The 17,814-nt window shown below is 68.1% G+C and carries 15 protein-coding genes; 9 read left to right on the top strand and 6 right to left on the bottom strand.

Annotated features, from left to right (window positions below; translation table 11 throughout):
- Window positions 1-16: 16 nt before the first annotated feature.
- The 3 genes from JQX13_RS46495 to JQX13_RS46505 form a co-directional block, all read right to left on the bottom strand.
- The gene (locus tag JQX13_RS46495) at window positions 17-1,186 is read right to left on the bottom strand and encodes a porin (protein ID WP_203405821.1); all 1,170 of its coding nucleotides are present in this window, start codon (window positions 1,184-1,186) and stop codon (window positions 17-19) included.
- Between the two features lie 30 nt (window positions 1,187-1,216).
- Complete coding sequence (locus tag JQX13_RS46500) at window positions 1,217-1,753, bottom strand: YceI family protein (protein ID WP_203405822.1); 537 nt, start codon at window positions 1,751-1,753, stop codon at window positions 1,217-1,219.
- Window positions 1,754-1,911: 158 nt separating this feature from the next.
- The gene (locus tag JQX13_RS46505) at window positions 1,912-3,216 is read right to left on the bottom strand and encodes an Ig-like domain-containing protein (RefSeq protein WP_203405823.1); all 1,305 of its coding nucleotides are present in this window, start codon (window positions 3,214-3,216) and stop codon (window positions 1,912-1,914) included.
- A gap of 177 nt (window positions 3,217-3,393) precedes the next feature.
- Here JQX13_RS46505 and JQX13_RS46510 point away from each other — a divergent pair, with 177 nt between their 5' ends.
- A complete protein-coding gene (locus JQX13_RS46510) occupies window positions 3,394-3,807 on the top strand; it encodes a lysyl oxidase family protein (protein WP_239014279.1) in 414 nt (137 codons plus the stop codon).
- A 56-nt stretch (window positions 3,808-3,863) separates the two neighbouring features.
- On the opposite strand, the gene JQX13_RS46515 is transcribed toward JQX13_RS46510, so the two are convergent.
- Both JQX13_RS46515 and JQX13_RS46520 read right to left on the bottom strand, forming a co-directional pair.
- Complete coding sequence (locus JQX13_RS46515; protein WP_239014280.1) at window positions 3,864-5,324, bottom strand: lectin-like protein; 1,461 nt, start codon at window positions 5,322-5,324, stop codon at window positions 3,864-3,866.
- Between the two features lie 112 nt (window positions 5,325-5,436).
- The gene (locus tag JQX13_RS46520; protein ID WP_203405825.1) at window positions 5,437-6,075 is read right to left on the bottom strand and encodes a LysE family translocator; all 639 of its coding nucleotides are present in this window, start codon (window positions 6,073-6,075) and stop codon (window positions 5,437-5,439) included.
- A 152-nt stretch (window positions 6,076-6,227) separates the two neighbouring features.
- Here JQX13_RS46520 and JQX13_RS46525 point away from each other — a divergent pair, with 152 nt between their 5' ends.
- The 5 genes from JQX13_RS46525 (at window position 6,228) to JQX13_RS46545 (ending at window position 12,427) form a co-directional block, all read left to right on the top strand.
- The gene (locus JQX13_RS46525) at window positions 6,228-6,446 is read left to right on the top strand and encodes a hypothetical protein (protein ID WP_203405826.1); all 219 of its coding nucleotides are present in this window, start codon (window positions 6,228-6,230) and stop codon (window positions 6,444-6,446) included.
- Window positions 6,447-6,612: 166 nt separating this feature from the next.
- On the top strand, window positions 6,613-9,597 hold the full coding sequence (locus JQX13_RS46530) for a DUF1611 domain-containing protein (protein WP_203405827.1): 2,985 nt from the start codon (window positions 6,613-6,615) through the stop codon (window positions 9,595-9,597).
- Window positions 9,598-9,614: 17 nt separating this feature from the next.
- A complete protein-coding gene (locus JQX13_RS46535) occupies window positions 9,615-11,396 on the top strand; it encodes a peptidase domain-containing ABC transporter (protein WP_203405828.1) in 1,782 nt (593 codons plus the stop codon).
- 24 nt (window positions 11,397-11,420) lie between these two features.
- On the top strand, window positions 11,421-11,711 hold the full coding sequence (locus JQX13_RS46540) for a hypothetical protein (RefSeq protein ID WP_203405829.1): 291 nt from the start codon (window positions 11,421-11,423) through the stop codon (window positions 11,709-11,711).
- Window positions 11,708-12,427: a S8/S53 family peptidase gene (locus JQX13_RS46545; RefSeq protein ID WP_203405830.1), complete on the top strand. Its 720-nt coding sequence runs from the start codon at window positions 11,708-11,710 to the stop codon at window positions 12,425-12,427. The genes JQX13_RS46540 and JQX13_RS46545 overlap by 4 nt, the downstream gene beginning before the upstream one ends.
- A 123-nt stretch (window positions 12,428-12,550) precedes the next feature.
- Here the strand turns inward: JQX13_RS46545 and JQX13_RS46550 are convergent, their stop codons facing one another.
- Window positions 12,551-15,196 (bottom strand): carboxypeptidase regulatory-like domain-containing protein, encoded by a 2,646-nt coding sequence (locus JQX13_RS46550; RefSeq protein ID WP_203405831.1) that lies wholly within the window; start codon window positions 15,194-15,196, stop codon window positions 12,551-12,553.
- A gap of 119 nt (window positions 15,197-15,315) precedes the next feature.
- Between JQX13_RS46550 and JQX13_RS46555 the strand changes: the two genes are divergently transcribed.
- The 3 genes from JQX13_RS46555 to JQX13_RS46565 all read left to right on the top strand — a co-directional run bounded on the left by JQX13_RS46555 (window position 15,316) and on the right by JQX13_RS46565 (window position 17,775).
- Complete coding sequence (locus JQX13_RS46555) at window positions 15,316-15,798, top strand: heme-degrading domain-containing protein (protein ID WP_203405832.1); 483 nt, start codon at window positions 15,316-15,318, stop codon at window positions 15,796-15,798.
- Window positions 15,795-17,318 carry a tannase/feruloyl esterase family alpha/beta hydrolase gene (locus JQX13_RS46560; protein WP_203405833.1) on the top strand — a complete coding sequence of 508 codons (1,524 nt, stop codon included), beginning with the start codon at window positions 15,795-15,797 and terminating at the stop codon, window positions 17,316-17,318. The genes JQX13_RS46555 and JQX13_RS46560 overlap by 4 nt, the downstream gene beginning before the upstream one ends.
- Window positions 17,319-17,601: 283 nt before the next feature.
- Window positions 17,602-17,775, top strand: coding sequence for a hypothetical protein (locus tag JQX13_RS46565; RefSeq protein ID WP_203405834.1), 174 nt, complete (start codon window positions 17,602-17,604; stop codon window positions 17,773-17,775).
- The last annotated feature ends 39 nt before the right edge of the window (window positions 17,776-17,814 follow it).

Below are 17,814 nucleotides of genomic sequence, written 5' to 3' on the forward strand. Positions count from 1 at the left end.
GGGATTCCGGAGACGTTCAAATCAAGAGGTGCAGCTGAGCGATGACCGAGAGGACGTCGGTGGTACTCCCGCTCCCGGAGTCCAACCGCCGCGCCGTGCCATCCACCCGCAGCTCCACCTGCGGCAGGAAGATGAAGGCCGCGCCCAATCCAGCGCCCAGGTTCACCCCTTCCCCGCCCACCGTCCTCAACGCTTCTCCCGTCACCAGCAGGTGCAGGCCCTGAATCGGCTCCACGTCCGCCTGGAGCAGACCCGTGTAGCCGACCGCCATCCGCTGGTCCCTCGAGGAATTGACGAGCATGTCCGCCTCGCCCATCAGCACCAGCGGCCCCGTCACGGCCCAACGGGCGAAGACGCCATGGGCCTGGCGCCAGAAGAGGGGCTGGCGGCTCTCCACGTCATAGTTGGCGCGGGTCACCAGACTGCTCACGCCCAGGGCGAGGTTCGACCTCGGCGCCACCTCGAAGAAACCCGAGTAGCCCAGCTCCCGATAGATGTCGGGATGGATCATGAAGTTGCCGGCGATGCCCATCAGCTCGCCACGCATTCCCTCGCCGTTGTAGGCAACGGCCACGCCGTACTGCTGCTGGTCGTTGGAGTCGGTGCGCGTGCGCTCACGGACCCATGAGGTGTGCTCCACGTTGCGCAAGCCGAAGGGGAGGTTCATCCGGCCGGCACGCACCGTCACCGTCTGCGCCTCGTTGTCCCAGCCGAGCCAGTGCTCGCGGGACACCAGGTTGTTCGTCTCCGTGGAGGTCAGGGCGGCGGCACGGGCGCGGCGGATGGCGAACCCCAGGCTGCCATTGGCGCGGAACTGGCCGAGCGTCGCCTGGGCACGCACGTCGCTCGTCATCTGCACGGGCCGCACGTTGGTCGTCTCGGAGGCCCGGTTGACGAGCGCTCCGCCACGGAAGGAGAGCGCCATGTTCAGCCACTCGGGCAGCGTCACCGCGCCGAAGAGGAAGCTCGTGCTGGGACTGACCTCCTCCTTCGTCTTGCCGTACGAGGCCGCGAGAAGCAGCTCGGACTGGGCACGTCCGTAGGCGGTGAGCAGACCGCCCCCGGAGGGGTCGGTGTGGCAGGAGGCGCAACTGGTGTAACCGTGGCGGATCATCCACGGGTAGGCCTGCGCACCGAGGGGTGCGAAGAGCCCGAGCAGGACGAAGAGGAGAAGGGCCGAGCGCATGCGGGCGGTCTGAATCTGCTTGGGTTTTCGTTAGGTCTTCTTGAAGGAGAAGGAGACGGCCGTTTCGATGTCCGGCTTGACCGTCACGCCCATGTAGTTGGGGATGTTGATGTCGTAGTCCTTGAGGTTGAGGGGCACCTTTCCGCTCGCCTCGTAGACATCCCCGTTGCGCTTGACCGTGTAGGTGACGGGCACCTCCTTGGTCTTGCCGTGAATCGTCATCTTGCCGTTGGTCGTCTGGGTGACCGTCTGCCCGTTCTCCGGCAGCTTGATGGCGGTCCAGAGCACCTCCAGCACCGCCTCCGGGTACTTGGCCACCTCGAGATATTTTTCCTGCATGTGGCGATCGCGCAGGTCGATGCCCGTCTTGAGCGTCGCGAGCGGCACCGAGAAGACCACCTTATCTCCCTGGTCCTTGACGACGACCTCGTTGGTCTTTCCCTCGAGCTTGAACCCGGCGGGACCCTTCCCGGTGAACGCCGCGGTCGCATCACCGCTCCGCTCCACACCGGCGAAAGAAGGAGACGCGAGCAGCATCGCCGCCATCAACGCATGCTTGAGCTTCATGGGGGCACTCCTGGTGCAGTTGAACAACGTTCGGAAGGATGCATATCACCTCCTGACGCGCTCTGGCGACAGAGAGAGCGCGCGCGTAATTTGAGGCAACACAGTGCGAATGACACAGCAGCGGGCGATTCCAGGAAGTCGGACCACGAAGCCCGGGATCAGTCGTTGAGGGCTCCGGCGAGGATCCAGGAACGGATGCGGGTGAGCTCGCCGGGATTCATGTCGAAGTAGTCCGAATCGAACTGCGGCATCCTGCGGCCACAGTCCTCGCCACTGAGCCGCTGTACCAGCAGGGAGCTGTCGGGCTGGCCCGGTCGCACACGCAGCATGGGGCTACAGGCGCCGGCTCCCATCTTGTCGACGAGCGAGGCGTGGGAGCTGCCCTCTTGCAGGGAGAATCCCTCGGGAGTTCCGCCCGCGTCGTGGTGGCAGTCCGTACACGTCGTGTTCCAGATGGGCTGGATGTCACGGGAGTATGACGGGACGTTGACCTGCACGAGCCCCGAACGTGTCACGGAAGCGGTTCCATCGGACACGGTGACCTCGAAGGAGTAGGTCGTGTTCGCGCCAATGTCGGAAGAGCGCCACTGCGCGACAGCGGCTGGCGAATCCGCGAAGATCCCCGCCGGGGTCGTGGTCCAGGAGTAGGTGAGCGGATCGCCGTCCGGATCATTGGCCCCGATGAAGAGGCTGACGGTGTCTCCCGCGAGCACCGGTGTGGTGGGGACGGTGAGGGTGTCGTCCACGACGGGAGCCTGGTTGAGGCCGGGGACGTTCGCCACCGACACCGCCACCGTGGCCTGGGCCGAGCCTCCCCTTCCATCCGAGACCGTCACCTTCAAGGTGAAGGCCGTGTCGCGCGAAAGAAAGGGCGCCGTCCACGTGCGGGCCGCCCCGGCCTCGAGATCAAAGGTGCCCGCCGGAGAGAACGGGGACTGGGTCCAGACGTAGGTGAGCGGATCGCCATCCGGGTCGGAGGCGGTCACCGAGAGGGAGGTACTCGCGCCTTCGTCGAGCGAGGACGATGTGGCGGACACCTTGCCGATGATGGGGATGCGATTGGGTGGCGCGACGGTGAAGGAGATCGGCTCGGAGGCGGTGGCGTTGCCCGCGGCATCGTAGGCCCTGGCGGTGAGCTGGCTCTCTCCCTGCGCGGCGGTGGAGGCATCCCAGGAGCAGGAGAAGGTCGCACCGGAGCTCTTCGGCGCGCCGTCCGAGCAGACGAGCGCGCCGGAGACATGGAACTCCATCCGGGTCACCGTGCCGGAGTTGTCCGCGGCGGTGGCCTGCAACGTGCGCCGGCCAGAGACGGTCTCCCCAGCCGACACGCCGCCCGTCACCCGGACGTTCTCCGGAGCAGTGGTGTCCCTGGCATCCCCGCCAGGACCGCAGCTCACGCCCAGGAGCAAGAGCGCGGGAAGCAATGTTTTCGGAGCCCGTCGGGTCCACGGATACGCGTGCATGATTCTCCTCATGCCCGGGTGCCCGTCCTGGGCGCCCGGAGCTTTCGACCATCGTATGCCGACTCGACGCGAAGCTCCCCGCAATGAGGTGTTCAGGCGCTCATCTCGATTCCTCGGAAGCTGAGGGGGCGTCTGCTGCGCTTCGGCGTCTCCATCCCGAACCTGGGCTCCGCCGCGGTGAACATTCCGTCCCCCGAGGATCGGCCGGACCTCTACGAGTTCGATGAGTGCCACCAGCATGATCACCTCATCGGGTTCGCCAGCTACGAGTTGCTCGACGCCCAGAACACGGTGGTGACGGTGGGCCGCAAGCAGGGCTTCTTCCTGGTGGACTACGCGCCCTACTGCGGGGACGCGGGGCCCCAGACCGTCAACATCGACGGCTCGCAAGGCATCTCGCCGGGCTGGGCGGACGTGTACGCCGCGGACTACCCGTGCCAGTGGCTGGACATCACGGACGTGCCGGACGGCACCTACACCCTGCGCGTCGGCGTGGACAAGAACGACCTCGTCGACGAGCAGGACGTACAGCCGAACACCGTGAGCGTGAAGGTGGAGATCTCCGCCAACGCCGTGGAAGTCCTCCCGTAGCGGGCCTCGTGGCCGACGTGCCCGCTCCCCCTGGGAGGTCGCACGCCGGCTTCGCCTCACGGGCTCTCCCAACGCCCCTCCACGCGGGCATCCGTGAAGGCGAGCCAGACCTCCTCCCGTCCGCCGACGAGCTCCCGCAGCTTGCGGTTGTGGAAGCCATTGAGCGGAACACCAAACCTGTACCCCGCCGGGCAGGACGCGGTGCCGCCGGACCAGGGCCCCGCGTTCGCCGACAGCACCCAGAAATCACCCGGGCAGGAGGATGGATCACACGTGGCGCCCGCCTTCACGCAGGCGTAGCGCTTCGACTTCGAGCAGAGGTCATCGTTCCAGCGCCCGTTGCTCCACATCGCGGCGCAGTCCTCGTCACCCGCGTTGTTGGGCTCGCCCTCGTCGAAGCTCCAGATGGCGCCCTTCAGGCCGCGGGCGAAGTAGGACTCACCATTCGGGGAATAGCCGGGGTCGGCCTCGGCCTGATCCATGGCGACGCTGAAGCCACACGCCATGACGGCCGCGACATCGATGCGATCGCTCAGGCCCGAGCCGCTGTAGCAATTCTCGAAATGGTCGCAGATCTGCCGCTCCTCGAACTGGGTGAACCGATGGGGCAACGGCTGTGGGAGCTGCGACGCATCCCGGATATCCTTCGAGCCACAGCGCGCGGCGTCGAACTGGGGCGCGAAGTTGGCGGCCCACGCCGGGTACTGGATGGACAGGGTGTCCAGGCTGCCAGAGGCGAAGAACCAATCCCGCATGTTGCCGTCGGCACCGAGGTCGATGTTGTAGGCCGACCGGTCCTTGACCGCGATGACGATGCGCCGGCCCAGTTGGACGAGCTCGCGCTGCGTCGGCCAACGGCTCGGGAAGAGGAGCTGCTTGTCACTCGGCCGGAAGATGAGGTCTCCCGAGGTGAGCGAGGTGCTCGCACCCGGCCGGAAGTCCTTGTCGAAGCGGTAGCGGAGCTCGTTGAAGAACTGCCGCTTGTAGGCCTCTCCCTCGTTGAAATAGTCCTCGAGGAGGATGAGGAGCACGTCCTCCTGGTGCTCCGGCGCGTTGATCCACCCGGCGATCTCCTCCTCGAGGGAGACACTCCACTGGCCGAAGGGCTCGCCCTCGTGGCTGAAGCAGACGTTCCAGCCGAACTGGCAGTCGCCCGTGGAGTTGCCATTGGCATCATCATAGACATCCAACATCAGGGTCCGGATGCCCATGTCCAGCTGCGCGGCGAGGCTCCGATGCTGGTTGGAGCGGAGGTAGTAACACAGGCCCGCGCCACACTTCGTGTAGACCGTGCTGACATGGGAGTTGTGGGTCCCGAGCCGCTGCCAGCGATCGAGCGGAACATCCCGCTGGAGGTCGCGCTGCTGGATGACGGCGGCCTTCGCGGCCCACGTATCCCTCAGCTCAATCTCCTGGCGCCAGACACCGGGTGATTCCGGCTCGGGAGCAACGGGCTCCTCCGCGCATGCGGCGAGGAACAGCAGGGACAGGAGACCGGGGATGCTCGCACGCGACACGGGAACCTCCTTCGAAATGAAAGCAGGAGTTGATATTCCCAGACCCATCCCGGATCAACCGTCATACCGCGCCTTCTCCTACTTCGAGGCCTGACAGGAATTTCCGTCCGCCCTACACTTCCTGAAAGAATTTGATCCCGGCGAGGACTCCTCCGGCGATGAGCAGCAGGCCCATGATCCGCACGCCCCAGGTCAACACGTGGCGGGGGAAGCGGCGCTCGTAGCGCCGGATCAGCCCGACGAACGCCAACTGCCAGCTGGCCACCCCCACGCCAGCGGCGGCACCGAAGGGAAGCGCGAGCAGCCCGGAGAAGGACACGAGCTGCAGCGAGTAGAGGAATGCCACCGCCGTGCTCCAGGTCGCCAGGAGGGTGGGATTCAGCGCGGCGATGGTGAAGCCGAGCAACAGCCCCTCGCGGTGCGGCTCCTGCTCGGGCTTCGCCTCGTCCCTGAGCTTCCACCGGGCGAAGTGCACCCCGAGCACGGTCAACACCACGGCGCTCAACCCATGAGACACCGGCAGGATGACGGGATACTTCGCGAGGAAGGTCGAGAACCCCCAGAAGGCCACGGCGGCATAGAGCGACACCGCCAACGCGGCCCCGAAGCCGATACGGAGGGCCGCGCCGTAGTGCCTCCGCACGCTCGTGGAGAACACCATCACCGCGATCGGGCCCGCCAGGGGCATGGAGCCGATGAACCCGAACGCGAACGCCACGAGAGAGGTGATGAGCGTGTTCATCCGACTCATGGAGGTCACTGATGCGTGACTCGCGCAAGGACATTTCTGGCTGCTGGAGAGGGTTCCCAGGGCCTGGCCCACCTGCCCGCTTGACGCCCCCGGCGCGGCTTTCTAGAATTTCGAACCTTTCAGCATTACACCGCAGCAGGTGGAGGCCACGGATGCGTTACTCGCGCAAGGATGTCTCGGAGCTGCTGGATGTGGTGAACGGGGGCCCTGACGTCTCCGGCTTCTCGACGTCGAACTTCTCCTCCACCACGTACGTGCTGGTCGCCTCCGGCCCGGGCACGGTCTGGCAGGACATGTACAACTCGAGCCACCGGCTCTGCTCGGAAGACGGCGCCACCTCTCCCACCGAGGACTGCGGCGGCCGCATCTGAGCACGGTGGGACGGCCTGGCAGGACATCTACAACCCCAACCACCGCATCTGCGAGGACGGCACCGTTCCCGCTCCCGAGGATGCCCACCGGACCATCAACGCCGACTGCACCCTGCGCTGAGGCGTCACGCCACTCGCTCGGAGCTCTCCGTCCCGCGGCACCGGAATGAACACGAGACTCGTCCTCCTCCTCAACACCCACATGCCCCAGGTGCTGAGCGAGGGACCCCTCTTCGATGAGCCGGAGAACTGGCTCTTCGAGGCCCTGACGGAGACGTACATCCCGCTCTTGCGGATGTTGTCGCGCTGGGAGCCCCAGCGCTTCTCCGGCACGCTGGTGATGTCCTTCACCCCGTGCCTGGTGCAGCAGCTCCTCGCCTGCGAGGAGCGCTACACGCGCTACCTGCAACTGCTGGGGCGCATCGCCACGCGCGAGCTGGAGCGCACCTCCCGGTTGGAGCTCTACAACCGCTACGAGAAGTACCCCCAGCCGATCACCGACGAGGCGCTGCACCGGCTCCACCGCACCTCGGGCATGTACCTGCGGCGCGTGGAGGACAGTCTGGCCTTCCTTCGGGAGCACCGCCTGCGCGATGTGCTCGGCCAGCTCGGGCGCTCGCGGTTGCCGGGGGTGCAGCTCTGGACGTCCTCCCCTCAGCACAACTTCCTCCCCTTCTTCGAGCCCGCCACCGCGGATCGACTCGTGGCTCGGGGTGTCGAGGACTTCGAGGCCGTCTTCGGGCGAGAGCCGGACGGCTTCTGGCTGCCGGAGTGCGCCTTCCAGCCCGGGCTCGAGCGCCTGCTGACGCGCCACGGCGTCCGTCGCACCGCGCTGAGCCTGCATGGAATCGGCGCCTATCAGCCAAATGACCCCAGCGGGGTGTACCGCCACGGGGATCTGGAGGTGCTCGTCCACGACTACCGGATCGGCCTGCACCTGTGGAAGTCACCCGAGTCCACCTTCCCGGCGCATCCCGTCTACCGCGAGTTCTTCCGGGACGTGGGCTTCGACGTCGTGCCCGAATACTTCGACGAGCTCGGCGTGCCCGTGCCCGCCCACAAGCGGGGGCACGTGTGGACGGGTCTCAAGTACCACGCGGTGAGTGGCCGGGACGTGGGGCTGGGACACAAGGCGCTCTATGACGTGGAGGCGGCGCGCGCCCAGGTACCCCAGCACGTGCGCGCGTTCTGGGAGCTGCTCGAGTCCCGCCGTGCGCTCGTCCAGGACGGGCAGACGTTCGTGCTGGCCTTCGACACCGAGCTGTTCGGTCACTGGTGGCACGAGGGCATCGAGTGGCTCGAGGGGGTGATGCAGCCCTCGCTGCCTCGTGAGGGCACCGTCACCGCCGCGCCATCGCCGCCGCCTCCCCTGCCGCGGCTCTACTATTCGACGTGGGGACGGGACTTCTACAGCGAGCACTGGCTGACGCCGGGCAACTGCTGGATGTACGCGCTCATCAAGCTCGTGGAGGCCCACCTGCCGGAGCCGGTGGGCGAAGAGGCCCTGGAGCTGTGGCGCCGCTTCGAGGTCCTCGGCGGCAGCGACCTGCTCTTCATGATGCCGGATCCCACGCAGCGGGAGCGGGCTCGCTCGCTGTTCCTGGCCCGCTACGCGGACGTCGTCTCGCGCCTGCCCTCCTTCACGCCCGAGCTGCTCGCCGCCTTCCCGGTGGACCCGTTCAAGTGTCTGCTCATCCACGTGATGAAGCCGGGAGACGGGTCCGCGCCGCTCTTCCAGCTTCGCCGGCTGTCGCGCGAGGACGAGCGCATGGAGCGGCGCCGGGAGATCACCCTCGAGCCCGAGGTGCTCGACGTCGAGGGCCTGCGCGTCTGCTTCCAGTACTTCCTGCTGCACCCGCAGGGCCGCTACGCGCTGCGCGTGGAGGGCTCGGAGCGCCAGCACACCTTCCAGATGCCGGACTACGGCGTGCCCCTGCTCATCGCCCAGGACGCTCGCGCCTACCCCAAGTACGACCCGGAGGTGCTCTACCGGAAGCTGGGGGAGATCTGGGAGGGGGACGAGCGTCTGCCGATCAAGACGGCGCCCTCGCAGCGCAGCCGCCATGCGTATACGCGCGAGGCGCTGATGGGAGTGCTCGAGGGTCGGCGGGCCGCGGTCTTCAAGTACAACAAGGAAGGGTACGCGCTGCTGCGCTTCCGCGAGCAGGCCCTGGCCCCACCCGTGGTCGTCTTCGACGACACCGTCTCGCTCCAGGACGCGGGCACGTACATCCAGGCCGGGGCGATGTCCGTGCCGGTCAGCAGCGATCCGGCGGACATCACCCGGCATGACTTCGGCGCGGTGATCTTCACCTGCTCGCTCAACTTCGAGTCCGAGGTGCCTCACGTCCGCGCGTTGCTGGAGGTGGCCACGCGCCGGAAGCTGCCGGTGGTCTCGCTGTACGACGACATCCTGTATTACGACCTGTTCGACGGGCTGGACGTGGACCCGGCGCTCTTCTACCGGGTGGCCGTGCCCGAGCAGGACGCGCTGGCCTCCCAGGCCCCGGTGGACTACCGGCCGCGCAACCTGCTGGGCGTCTTCGGCACGGACACGGTGCAGGGCAAGTTCACCACGCAGCTCTACCTGCGCGAGGCACTGGCCCGGCACGTGCGCGTGCGCCACCACTCCACGGAGCCGACGGGCATCCTGCTGGGCGCGGACACCGGCTACTCGCGCGTGTTGCGCGTGGAGCCCGCCCAACGTCTGGCGTTCGAGCGGCGGCTCATGTCGGAGCTGGCCGAGGGCTGCGAGCTGGTCATCACCGGCGGGCAGAACGGGCTGCTCTACACGCCGCCCGGAGGTGATCGCCGGGCCAACGCCTCCACCCTCATCTACGAGACGTTCCTGCCTCGGCTGGTGGTGTTGACCGTCTCCGTGGACACCCAGGCGGAGGATGTGCTGGCGACGCGTGAGTACCTGGAGACGCTGGCCCGGGAGCACGGTGTGCCCTGCACGGTGGTGGGTCTGGCGATGATGGGCGGGCGCAAGCTCCACGGCAGCCGGTGGACCGAGACCTGGTTCCTGGGCGTCCGGGACGAGGTGCTGGAGGGAGCGCGACACCGGCTGGAGCAGCACACCGGCCTGCGTGTCCATGCCATCCCCGAGGAAGCGGACGCGCTCGCTCGGGCCGTGCTCTCGCACCTGTGATGGAGAAGGTGGGCGCGATGCAGGAGTCCTCTCCCGGGCTGGGGCAGTCGGCGCGGTACCTCGCCGCGCTCGTGCGGTTGCTGCGCCCCGCCTGGGGAGCGCTGGCCCGTGGCGCGATGCTCGGCCCCGTCATCACCCTCCTCAGTCTGGTCCCCCCCTACCTCACCAAGCTGTTGTTCGACCATGTCGCCGCCACGCGGGACGTGGGCCTGCTCGAGGTCCTGGTGGCGGGCATCTTCGCGGCGGCCCTGGCATCCGTCTTCGCGGAGACGCTGCTGGGCTACTACTCGTCCTACTTGAACATCAAGTTGGAGAGCTCCGCAGTCCTCTACCTCTTCAACCACGTGCAGCACCTGCCGGACCGCTTCTTCACCCAGCGGCAGGTGGGGGAGATCACCAGCCGCTTCGATGACGCGAAGGCCGGCCTGGCGCTCGTGGTGGGACTGGTGCGGCTCGTCTTCTCGCAGGGCGCCTACCTGCTGATCATCCCCTTCACGTTGGCTTCCCTCCACTGGAAGCTGGCGATGGCGGCGCTCGCCACTCTGCCGCTCGTCGTGCTGGTGCCGCTCGTCATCGGGCGCGCCATGGGCCGGGCGTGGCAGGACGTGGTGGGTGCGTACACGTCGATCAACGCCCTCCAGATGGAGGTCTTGCGGCAGAGCCGCACGAGCAAGGTGCTGGCGCTCGAGCCGCTCATGTATCAGCGCGCGGCGGAGCAGATGAGGTCGTTGCTGCGGGCGCACCTGCGGGCGCACGGGGTGGATGGACTGCTCCGGCTGTTCGAGCGCGCGGTGGAGGCGGCCCAGACCGCGCTCTTCACGTGGTTGGGCTGGCGGCTCATCCTCGCGGGAGAGATGAGCCTCGGTGGCTACATGGCCTTCGTCGCCTATGCCGCGTATCTCCGCGGTCCGGTGATCGAGGTCGTCTCCTTCGTCACCAGCATGCAGCGGAGTGGCATCCACCTGCGGCGCTTCTTCGAGTACCTGGAGGAGCCGCCGGAGCAGGAGCCCTCGAAGGCCCTGGGTCCACCGGCCCCCATCTCGAGGCGGCTGCGCGGTGGAGTGGAGCTGGAGGGCGTGTCGTTCGCGTACTCGCCCGGCGAGGAGGTGCTGCGCGAGGTGAGCGCGCGCATCGAGCCCGGAGCGGTGGTGACCATCGTCGGGCCGAGCGGCTCGGGGAAGACGACGCTGGCGCGGCTGCTGACCCGGCTGGAGGAGCCCGGCCGTGGGCGCGTGCTGTACGACGGACGCGACGCACGTGCGCTGGAGCTCTCCGAGTTGCGCCGGCAGCTCGCCGTGGTGTGGCAGGACGTGGAGCTGTTCCACGGCACCCTGCGCGAGAACCTCACCCTGGGCCTTCCGCCCGTGCCAGCAGAGGAAGTCGAGCGCGTGGTACGGCTGTGCGGGCTGGAGCCGCTCGTCGCCTCGCTGCCAAAGGGCTACGACACCCCGGTGGCCGAGGCGGGAGCGAGCATCTCCGGTGGACAGCGGCAACGCCTGGCGCTAGCTCGGGCGGTGCTGCGCGACGCGCCAGTGCTTCTGCTGGACGAGGCCACCTCCCAGCTCGACGTGGAGACCGAGGCCGCCGTCGTCCGCGGGCTTCTCGCACGGGCTCGAGAGCGGAGACAGACGGTGCTGTTCATCACCCATCGGCTGGCCAACGCGCCGCTGGCCGATGAGGTGTGGATGCTCGCCGGAGGCCAGCTGGTGGGCCAGGGGTCTCATCCGGAGCTGCTGGCGCGCTGTGTCCCCTACCAGCGTCTGTATCGCGCGGGCGTGGGTGAGGCGGATGCCGCCTAGCGCGGCGCCCTGGAGCGACCTGTCATGGCGAACGAGCCCCCGCGCCTCATCGAGCTTCCGAGCCCCCCTCGGCTTCCGTTGTTGGAGGATCCCGATCATCCGGGCGTCTTCGTCGTGAAGCGGATCGGCATGCTCACGGCCCTGCTCGTCGGAGGGCTCTGCACGGCGCTGCTCCTCGCGGGCTCTTTCGTCCGGCTGGACGTGCCCGTCCAGGCAGAGGGCGCGACGCGGATGGAGTCGATGACCCTGGGCGCCTATGTGGCTCGGCAGCTCGGGCTGTGGACACCCCTGGGGTCCGAAGGAGCGGCCCCATGAAGGTGGGGATCATCGACAGCGGTGTGGAGGTGAAGTTCCTGCGCGAGCATGCGCTCGGCCTCGCGGGTGGGGCTCGCTTCACGCTCGACCTGGACGCGCAGGTGCTGGAGACGCGCAGCTATGACCGGGACGAGCTGGAGGCGTGGCGGGACGGAGCGCGAGAGTTGGACCTGCAAGACGAGCACGGACACGGCACCGCCGTCCTGAGCATCCTCTATGACCGGGTCCGCCCCTGGCCGGACGTCGAGCTCTACGTGGCACGCATCTTCGACCAGGAGGTGCGTGGGTACTCGCTGTGCCTCGTGGAGGCCTTGCGGTGGATGCTCGACGAGGTGGGCGTGGAGTTGCTCAACCTGAGCCTCGGCACGACCCATCGTGCGCTGGAAGCTCCGATGCGCGAGGTGATCGATCGCGCGGTGGCGCGGGGGGCCATCATCGCTTGCGCCGCGGGTGGAGTGCCCACGCTGCCCGCGCAGTTGGAGTCGGTGGTGGCGGTGGGGGATCCAACGCTCATGGACAGGGTTGGCTCCGAGGTGAAGGTCGACCATGTCGTGCGGGAGCGCGGGGTGAAGCTCTACATGGGAGGAAGCTGGTGCGAGGCGCCCATGACGACCAGCTTCGCCTGCGCGGTGGCAGTGGCCGGCGTCTTGCGTGACGGCTGCCCACCCGGTTGGCGACGCAAGCTCCCTCTCCCTCTGGGAGAGGGCGGGGGGTGAGGGTAGTCGTCACCGTGGCTGTGCTCACCTCGTCCAGGATCGCCCCATGTCCCGATTCCCAGGGGACCACATTGGGAGGGACATACCCTCACCCTAGCCCTCTCCCAGAGGGAGAGGGGACATTCACGGAGGTACGGATCCGGCCCCCAGCGGGATGTCCCCCACGTCGAGCACTTCGCCCTCCTTCAGCTTCACCGGACGGCTCGCGCGTACCCTGGACTGCCCCCCGATGATGACCAGGATTCGTTCGCCCGCGCGCACGCCCCCGACGAAGAACCGTCCATCGGCGCTCGTCCCGTCGTCGGGCTTCAAGGGCACCTCCCCTTCGATGAAGACGAGCACACCGGCCAGAGGGGCCTTCGTGGTCGCATCCACCACCCGCCCCTGCACGACCGCCGTGGCCCGCAGGGGAATCTCCACCTCGGCCGTCGAACCGGTGCCGGGGGAGACCAGGGCCTCGCCGCTCGAGCCGTCCGCCGTCCGCACCACCAGCTTCAGGGGCTCGGCCGGTACTTCCCTCAGCTCGAAGCGATCTCCCGGGAACTCCCAGGGGCCATGGCCCTGGGGCAGGAATCCCTCCTGGACCTGGAGGCCGAGGGTGAAGCCCCTCACGGGCTCGCCAGTCCCCACCACCCTGCCCCGGATCGAAGCCGCGGGCCGCAGCTTCACCACCACCTCCTGCTCGCCGGGCTTCACGCGCCGCACCTCGCTCGCGCGCCCGCCATTGCGCGCGCTCACATTCAGGCCGCGCGTGGCCGCGTCCGCCACACGCGGGGCACCGATGGCGAAACGGCCCTCGTCATCCGCGGGAGCCATCATCCACGGAACACCCCGGCCATCCCCGGAGGCCAGGGTGACGAAGGCCCCTGGAGAGGGTGTGCCGTCCGGCTCGAGGACGATGCCCCGGATCTCATTCGCGCCGTGCTTCTCCTCCCAGGTCAGCTCGACCCGCACCGTCCTCCCCTCCTCCACCTGGACCTGTTGCTGTCCGCCGGAGCCGAGGCCCCGGCGCGCCGTGAGCAGCAGACCGTAGGTTCCCGGCGGGAGCTCCATCCGGAAGCTTCCATTCGTCCCGACCTCGACCCGGCCGATGTCCGGCGCGCCGGAGCCGAGCCCCCCCTGCGCGAGGGCCGTCACATCCAGCGGCTCGGAGGGGAGCGGACCCCGGATCGCTCGCACCACGCCCTCCACGGTGCCCGTCCCCTCCAGCGTGAAGTCCACCCGGGCCGTGCCAATCTCCATCACCTCCACTGGCTGGCGGACCCCCAGCGTCGAGCCCTCCCGGCGGGCGGTGAGATACATGCGGCCCACGGCGAGTCCCTGGAGCCGGTAGTGTCCCCGTGCATCGGTACGAGACTCGACCGGAGAGGTGTCCGCGCCACCGTCCCAACGGTTGACGCCCATCACCCGCGCGCCCGGCACCGGCCGTCCGGCCCCATCCCGCACGAAGCCCTCCACCGAGCCGGTGCCCTCGAGCACGAGACTGACGGGGAAGCGCTCGCCCGAGGTCACCGTCAGTCCGCGCCGCAGCGTCGGCGAGAAGCCCGAGGCGCTCACCCTCACGTCGTAGCTGCCAGGAGCGAGCCCACCCACCGAGAAGTGGCCCTCGCCGTCCGTGAGGGCGCGGCCGGAGTCCCCTGAGCCACCCTGGGGGCCGACCTCGACGCGGGCGCCCACCACCGGGCCCCCCGAGGCCCGCTCCACCACGCGGCCCTCCAGCACCCCCCCCTGGCCGAGCCGTATCCGCACGTCGCGCACCGTCCTTCCCGCGTTCACGACGACCGGCGAGTCCAGCGAGCCCGCTTCCTCGCCGCGCCGCGCGGAGAGGGTGTGAGCTCCGGGCTCCACCTCGACGGAAAAGCCCCCCTCCGCGCCGGTGGTGACCACCTGGGCCGGGTCTCCACGCACCATCACCTCGGCGTCCGCCGCCGGGCGGCCCCGCGCGTCCACGACGAAACCCTCGATGACGCCCGCCCCCCGGAGCGACACCGTCAGCGGCCCCTCCGCGGGCACCTCCACGTGGCTCAGTACCGCTCGCGCGTGCCCTGGCGTCCGGGCCTCCAGCAGGTAGCCACCGGGGGCGAGCCCGTCCACCTGGAAGTTCCCCCTTTCGTCACTCGTGACGTACACGCGCTCCTCGGCGGGAGCTTCGGCGCGCGGCCAGGGCTCCTGCTGGCGACCGTGGGCCGTGAAGACGAGCTCCACCAACGGCAGCGGTTCATTCGTGCCGTGCACCACCGTGTGGCCGGAAAGGGAGTGGCCTTTCTCCAGCATGAGACGCAGGGTCGTCCGCGCCTCTCCATGGGGACGCACCACGTCGCGCAGCAGGGGTGCATGGCCCCTGGCGCGCACCGCCACCAGATAGGCGCCAGGCCGTGCCGCGAGCCGGACACGTCCTCGCTCATCCGTGGTGCCAGAGCCCGCCAGGCGCCAGGCGTTGTCCCCGCGGAGGGGCGCTCCCTCCGCGTGCCAGTAGAGCCGGACGTTGGCGCCGGGCCACGGCCGCTCGCCCGCGAGCACCTCCACCTCCAGAATCCCGTCCACTCCGGTGGGGGCCTGGGCCAGGGACGGCGTGCCGCTCGCGTTCGCATGGCCCCGCGCGCCCACCTGCCCGGGCTCCTCCGGCTGCGACACCGGCCCCCGCGGCCGCGCGGCCGAGACTTCCCCGGCATTGCCCTCCGTGGCACGTGGCCCTCCGGAATGTGAGAACCAGAGAAGCGCGAGTCCCACTCCCACCAGGACCATTGCCACGATGATGCGCCTGCGCATGTCCGCGATTCCTCGAGCCGGGAGTGACGTGAGCCGGGCCGAACGTTACCCGCTCTCGCGACAAAAGCGGTCCATGCCTCGGCGCCTTTACCCCTATCCTGAGCGCCCCAGGAGGAATCGTGTCCGGAGCTCTCGAGCAGTTGCTGGCGGAAGAATCCGAATTGCAGTTCGATCAGCTGAGTCAGGAGGATGCACTCACGCTGGGTTTGAAGTTGCTCGATCGGGCCCGGCGCGACCGGCTGCCCGTGGTGATCGACGTGACGCTCGCGGGGCTCACCGTCCTGCAGTGCGCCCTCCCTGGTAGCCGCCCCGACAACCATGATTGGGTACGGCGCAAGAAGAACACCGTGAGCCGTTTCTGGCACAGCTCGTACTACATGGGCCGCTACTACGCCGCCAAGGGAACGAGCCTGTCCGACAAGCCACACATCGATCCGGCCGAGTACGCGGACCATGGCGGAAGCTTCCCTCTGTTGCTACGGGGCACCGGCTGTGTCGGAAGCATCACGGTGTCAGGACTCGTGCAGGAGGAGGACCACGCCCTGGTAGTCGGAGTGCTGCGCGAATGGCTGACGAGCCGCGCGAAGGAGACAATGTCATGACATCCACTTCCCCTGTGCGCTACACGATTCCCTGGAGTATTTCGGCGGCGGCATTGCTGCTCACGCTCGGAGGATGCAGTACCACTCCCGAGCCGGCGCCCCAGTCCCGGTGCGAGAGCTTCCGTGGAAGGACCCTCGAGGAGGCACGAATCACCGGGGCCGAGCTCGTCGCCGCATCCGGCCAGTTGCCCGAGTACTGCAAGGTCACGGGCACGCTTCCGCCCGCCCTCGACTTCGAGGTGCGTCTGCCCTCTGAGTGGAACGAGAAGACGGTCTACGCCGGAGGCGGCGGCTTCGACGGCTCCATTCCCAGCACGGACGTCTACACGGCGAAAGGCTATGCCGCCATCGCCTCCAATGGCGGACATACGGGTGATGTCCTGGACGCCTCCTTCGCCCTGGATCCCCAGAAGCTCGACGACTACGCGTACCTCTCCATCCACCGCGTGCTTCCCATCGCGAAAGCGATCATCCAGGAGAATTACGGCAAGAGCTCCGCGAAGACCTGGTTCGAGGGGTGCTCCAATGGCGGCCGTGAGGCGCTGATCGAAGCGCAGCGGTGGCCGGAGGACTTCGATGGAATCATCGCCCGGGCCCCCGCCTACGACTTCGTGGAGTTGCTGATTGCCCACAACCGGAACACCCGGCAGCTCATGAGGCCCGGTGCCAGTCTTCCCTCCGCGAAGCTCCAGGTCCTGGGCAAGGCGGTCCTCGATGCGTGTGATGCGAAGGATGGCGTCGCGGACGGCATCATCTCCCATCCCGCGGCCTGCCAGTTCGATCCCGCTGTCCTCCAATGCGCCGGGGCCGAGCAGAATGACTGTCTGACGGCCGAGCAGGTGGCCTCCGCGAAGACGATCTACTCCCCCACGAGCCTCAATGGCACGACCCTCTATCCGGGATGGCCCGCCGGAGGAGAGGCCGATCCGGAAGGTTGGGCCGCGTGGTTCACGGGAAATGGGAACGCCACGGCCTCCGCTGGAGGCCTCTTCGGGAGCGGCCTGGTCAAATACCTCATTACCCGGGATCCGAACTACGACCCGCTGACCTTCGAGCCCAACGACTGGCTGCCACGGATCAACGAGATGTCCGCGCTGGTGTCGGCCAACAGCACGGACCTGGGACGGTTCCAGGCGCGCGGTGGGAAGTTGATTCTCTGGCACGGTGGCACCGATGCGGCCATCAGCCAGAAGGGAACAGCGGCGTATTACGAGGGCGTGGTCCAGAGCGCGGGCGGGCAGGCCGCGGCGGATGCGTTCGTCGAGTACTTCCCCGCCCCGGGGGTCAATCACTGCGCGGGTGGAGCCGGCGCCGACACGGTGGATCTGCTCACCGCCCTGGAGAACTGGGTCGAGAAGGGCGTTGCTCCTTCGCAGGCGAAGCTGGTGGCGACGAAGCTCGATCCCCAGACAGGTGAGAGCGTCCTCTCCAGGCCCCTGTGCAAGTACCCGCGCTATCCCAGGTACAAGGGCACCGGAGACATCAACTCGGCCGACAGCTTCACCTGCGTCGACCCCTGACACGCCGGGTTGTCAAGGCCCCCCCGGGACGTTCCACCGGTCGCTCTGGCGGCGAACAGCAATGGCTCCCCTCGAGACCGAACTGCTCCGAGACACCCTCGAGCACATCGACCTCAAGGCCCATGACGTCCGCGCCCTCGTGACCCTGCGAGAAGCCTGCCAGGCCTCCACCTCCTGAATAGGGGCTCCGGACAGCCTGTTCGTCCTGGACAGGCTGTCCTCCCTCTTTGGGCGCCCCCTCTTTTTTGGATTTGATATCGAGAACCGCGGTACGGAGGAACGAATGGAAGAAGTCCTCGTGGTGTCGTTACTGGGCATGCTGGCGTTTGGCGGCCTCTTCCTGATCTTCTGCCCGGAGTGGTGGAGCACGAGCCTGGGCACGCTGAAGGAGGAGAAGAAGCCGGAGGCCGGGCGCCCGAAAGCGGGCAAGGCCGAGGCCCGCGAGGCGGACAAGTAGGCGATCAGCCCCCGCCGGCTGGCACACCCCGTGCAATGA

This window comes from Archangium violaceum (genome assembly GCF_016859125.1).
Taxonomy (GTDB): Bacteria; Myxococcota; Myxococcia; order Myxococcales; family Myxococcaceae; genus Archangium; species Archangium violaceum_A.

Coding starts and splice junctions, on each gene's coding strand:
- JQX13_RS46495 (WP_203405821.1), bottom strand. CDS start 1,186: ATGCGCTCGGCCCTTCTCCTCTTCGTCCTGCTCGGGCTCTTCGCACCC.
- JQX13_RS46500 (WP_203405822.1), bottom strand. CDS start 1,753: ATGAAGCTCAAGCATGCGTTGATGGCGGCGATGCTGCTCGCGTCTCCT.
- JQX13_RS46505 (WP_203405823.1), bottom strand. CDS start 3,216: ATGCACGCGTATCCGTGGACCCGACGGGCTCCGAAAACATTGCTTCCC.
- JQX13_RS46520 (WP_203405825.1), bottom strand. CDS start 6,075: ATGAGTCGGATGAACACGCTCATCACCTCTCTCGTGGCGTTCGCGTTC.
- JQX13_RS46525 (WP_203405826.1), top strand. CDS start 6,228: ATGCGTTACTCGCGCAAGGATGTCTCGGAGCTGCTGGATGTGGTGAAC.
- JQX13_RS46530 (WP_203405827.1), top strand. CDS start 6,613: ATGAACACGAGACTCGTCCTCCTCCTCAACACCCACATGCCCCAGGTG.
- JQX13_RS46535 (WP_203405828.1), top strand. CDS start 9,615: ATGCAGGAGTCCTCTCCCGGGCTGGGGCAGTCGGCGCGGTACCTCGCC.
- JQX13_RS46540 (WP_203405829.1), top strand. CDS start 11,421: ATGGCGAACGAGCCCCCGCGCCTCATCGAGCTTCCGAGCCCCCCTCGG.
- JQX13_RS46545 (WP_203405830.1), top strand. CDS start 11,708: ATGAAGGTGGGGATCATCGACAGCGGTGTGGAGGTGAAGTTCCTGCGC.
- JQX13_RS46550 (WP_203405831.1), bottom strand. CDS start 15,196: ATGCGCAGGCGCATCATCGTGGCAATGGTCCTGGTGGGAGTGGGACTC.
- JQX13_RS46560 (WP_203405833.1), top strand. CDS start 15,795: ATGACATCCACTTCCCCTGTGCGCTACACGATTCCCTGGAGTATTTCG.
- JQX13_RS46565 (WP_203405834.1), top strand. CDS start 17,602: ATGGAAGAAGTCCTCGTGGTGTCGTTACTGGGCATGCTGGCGTTTGGC.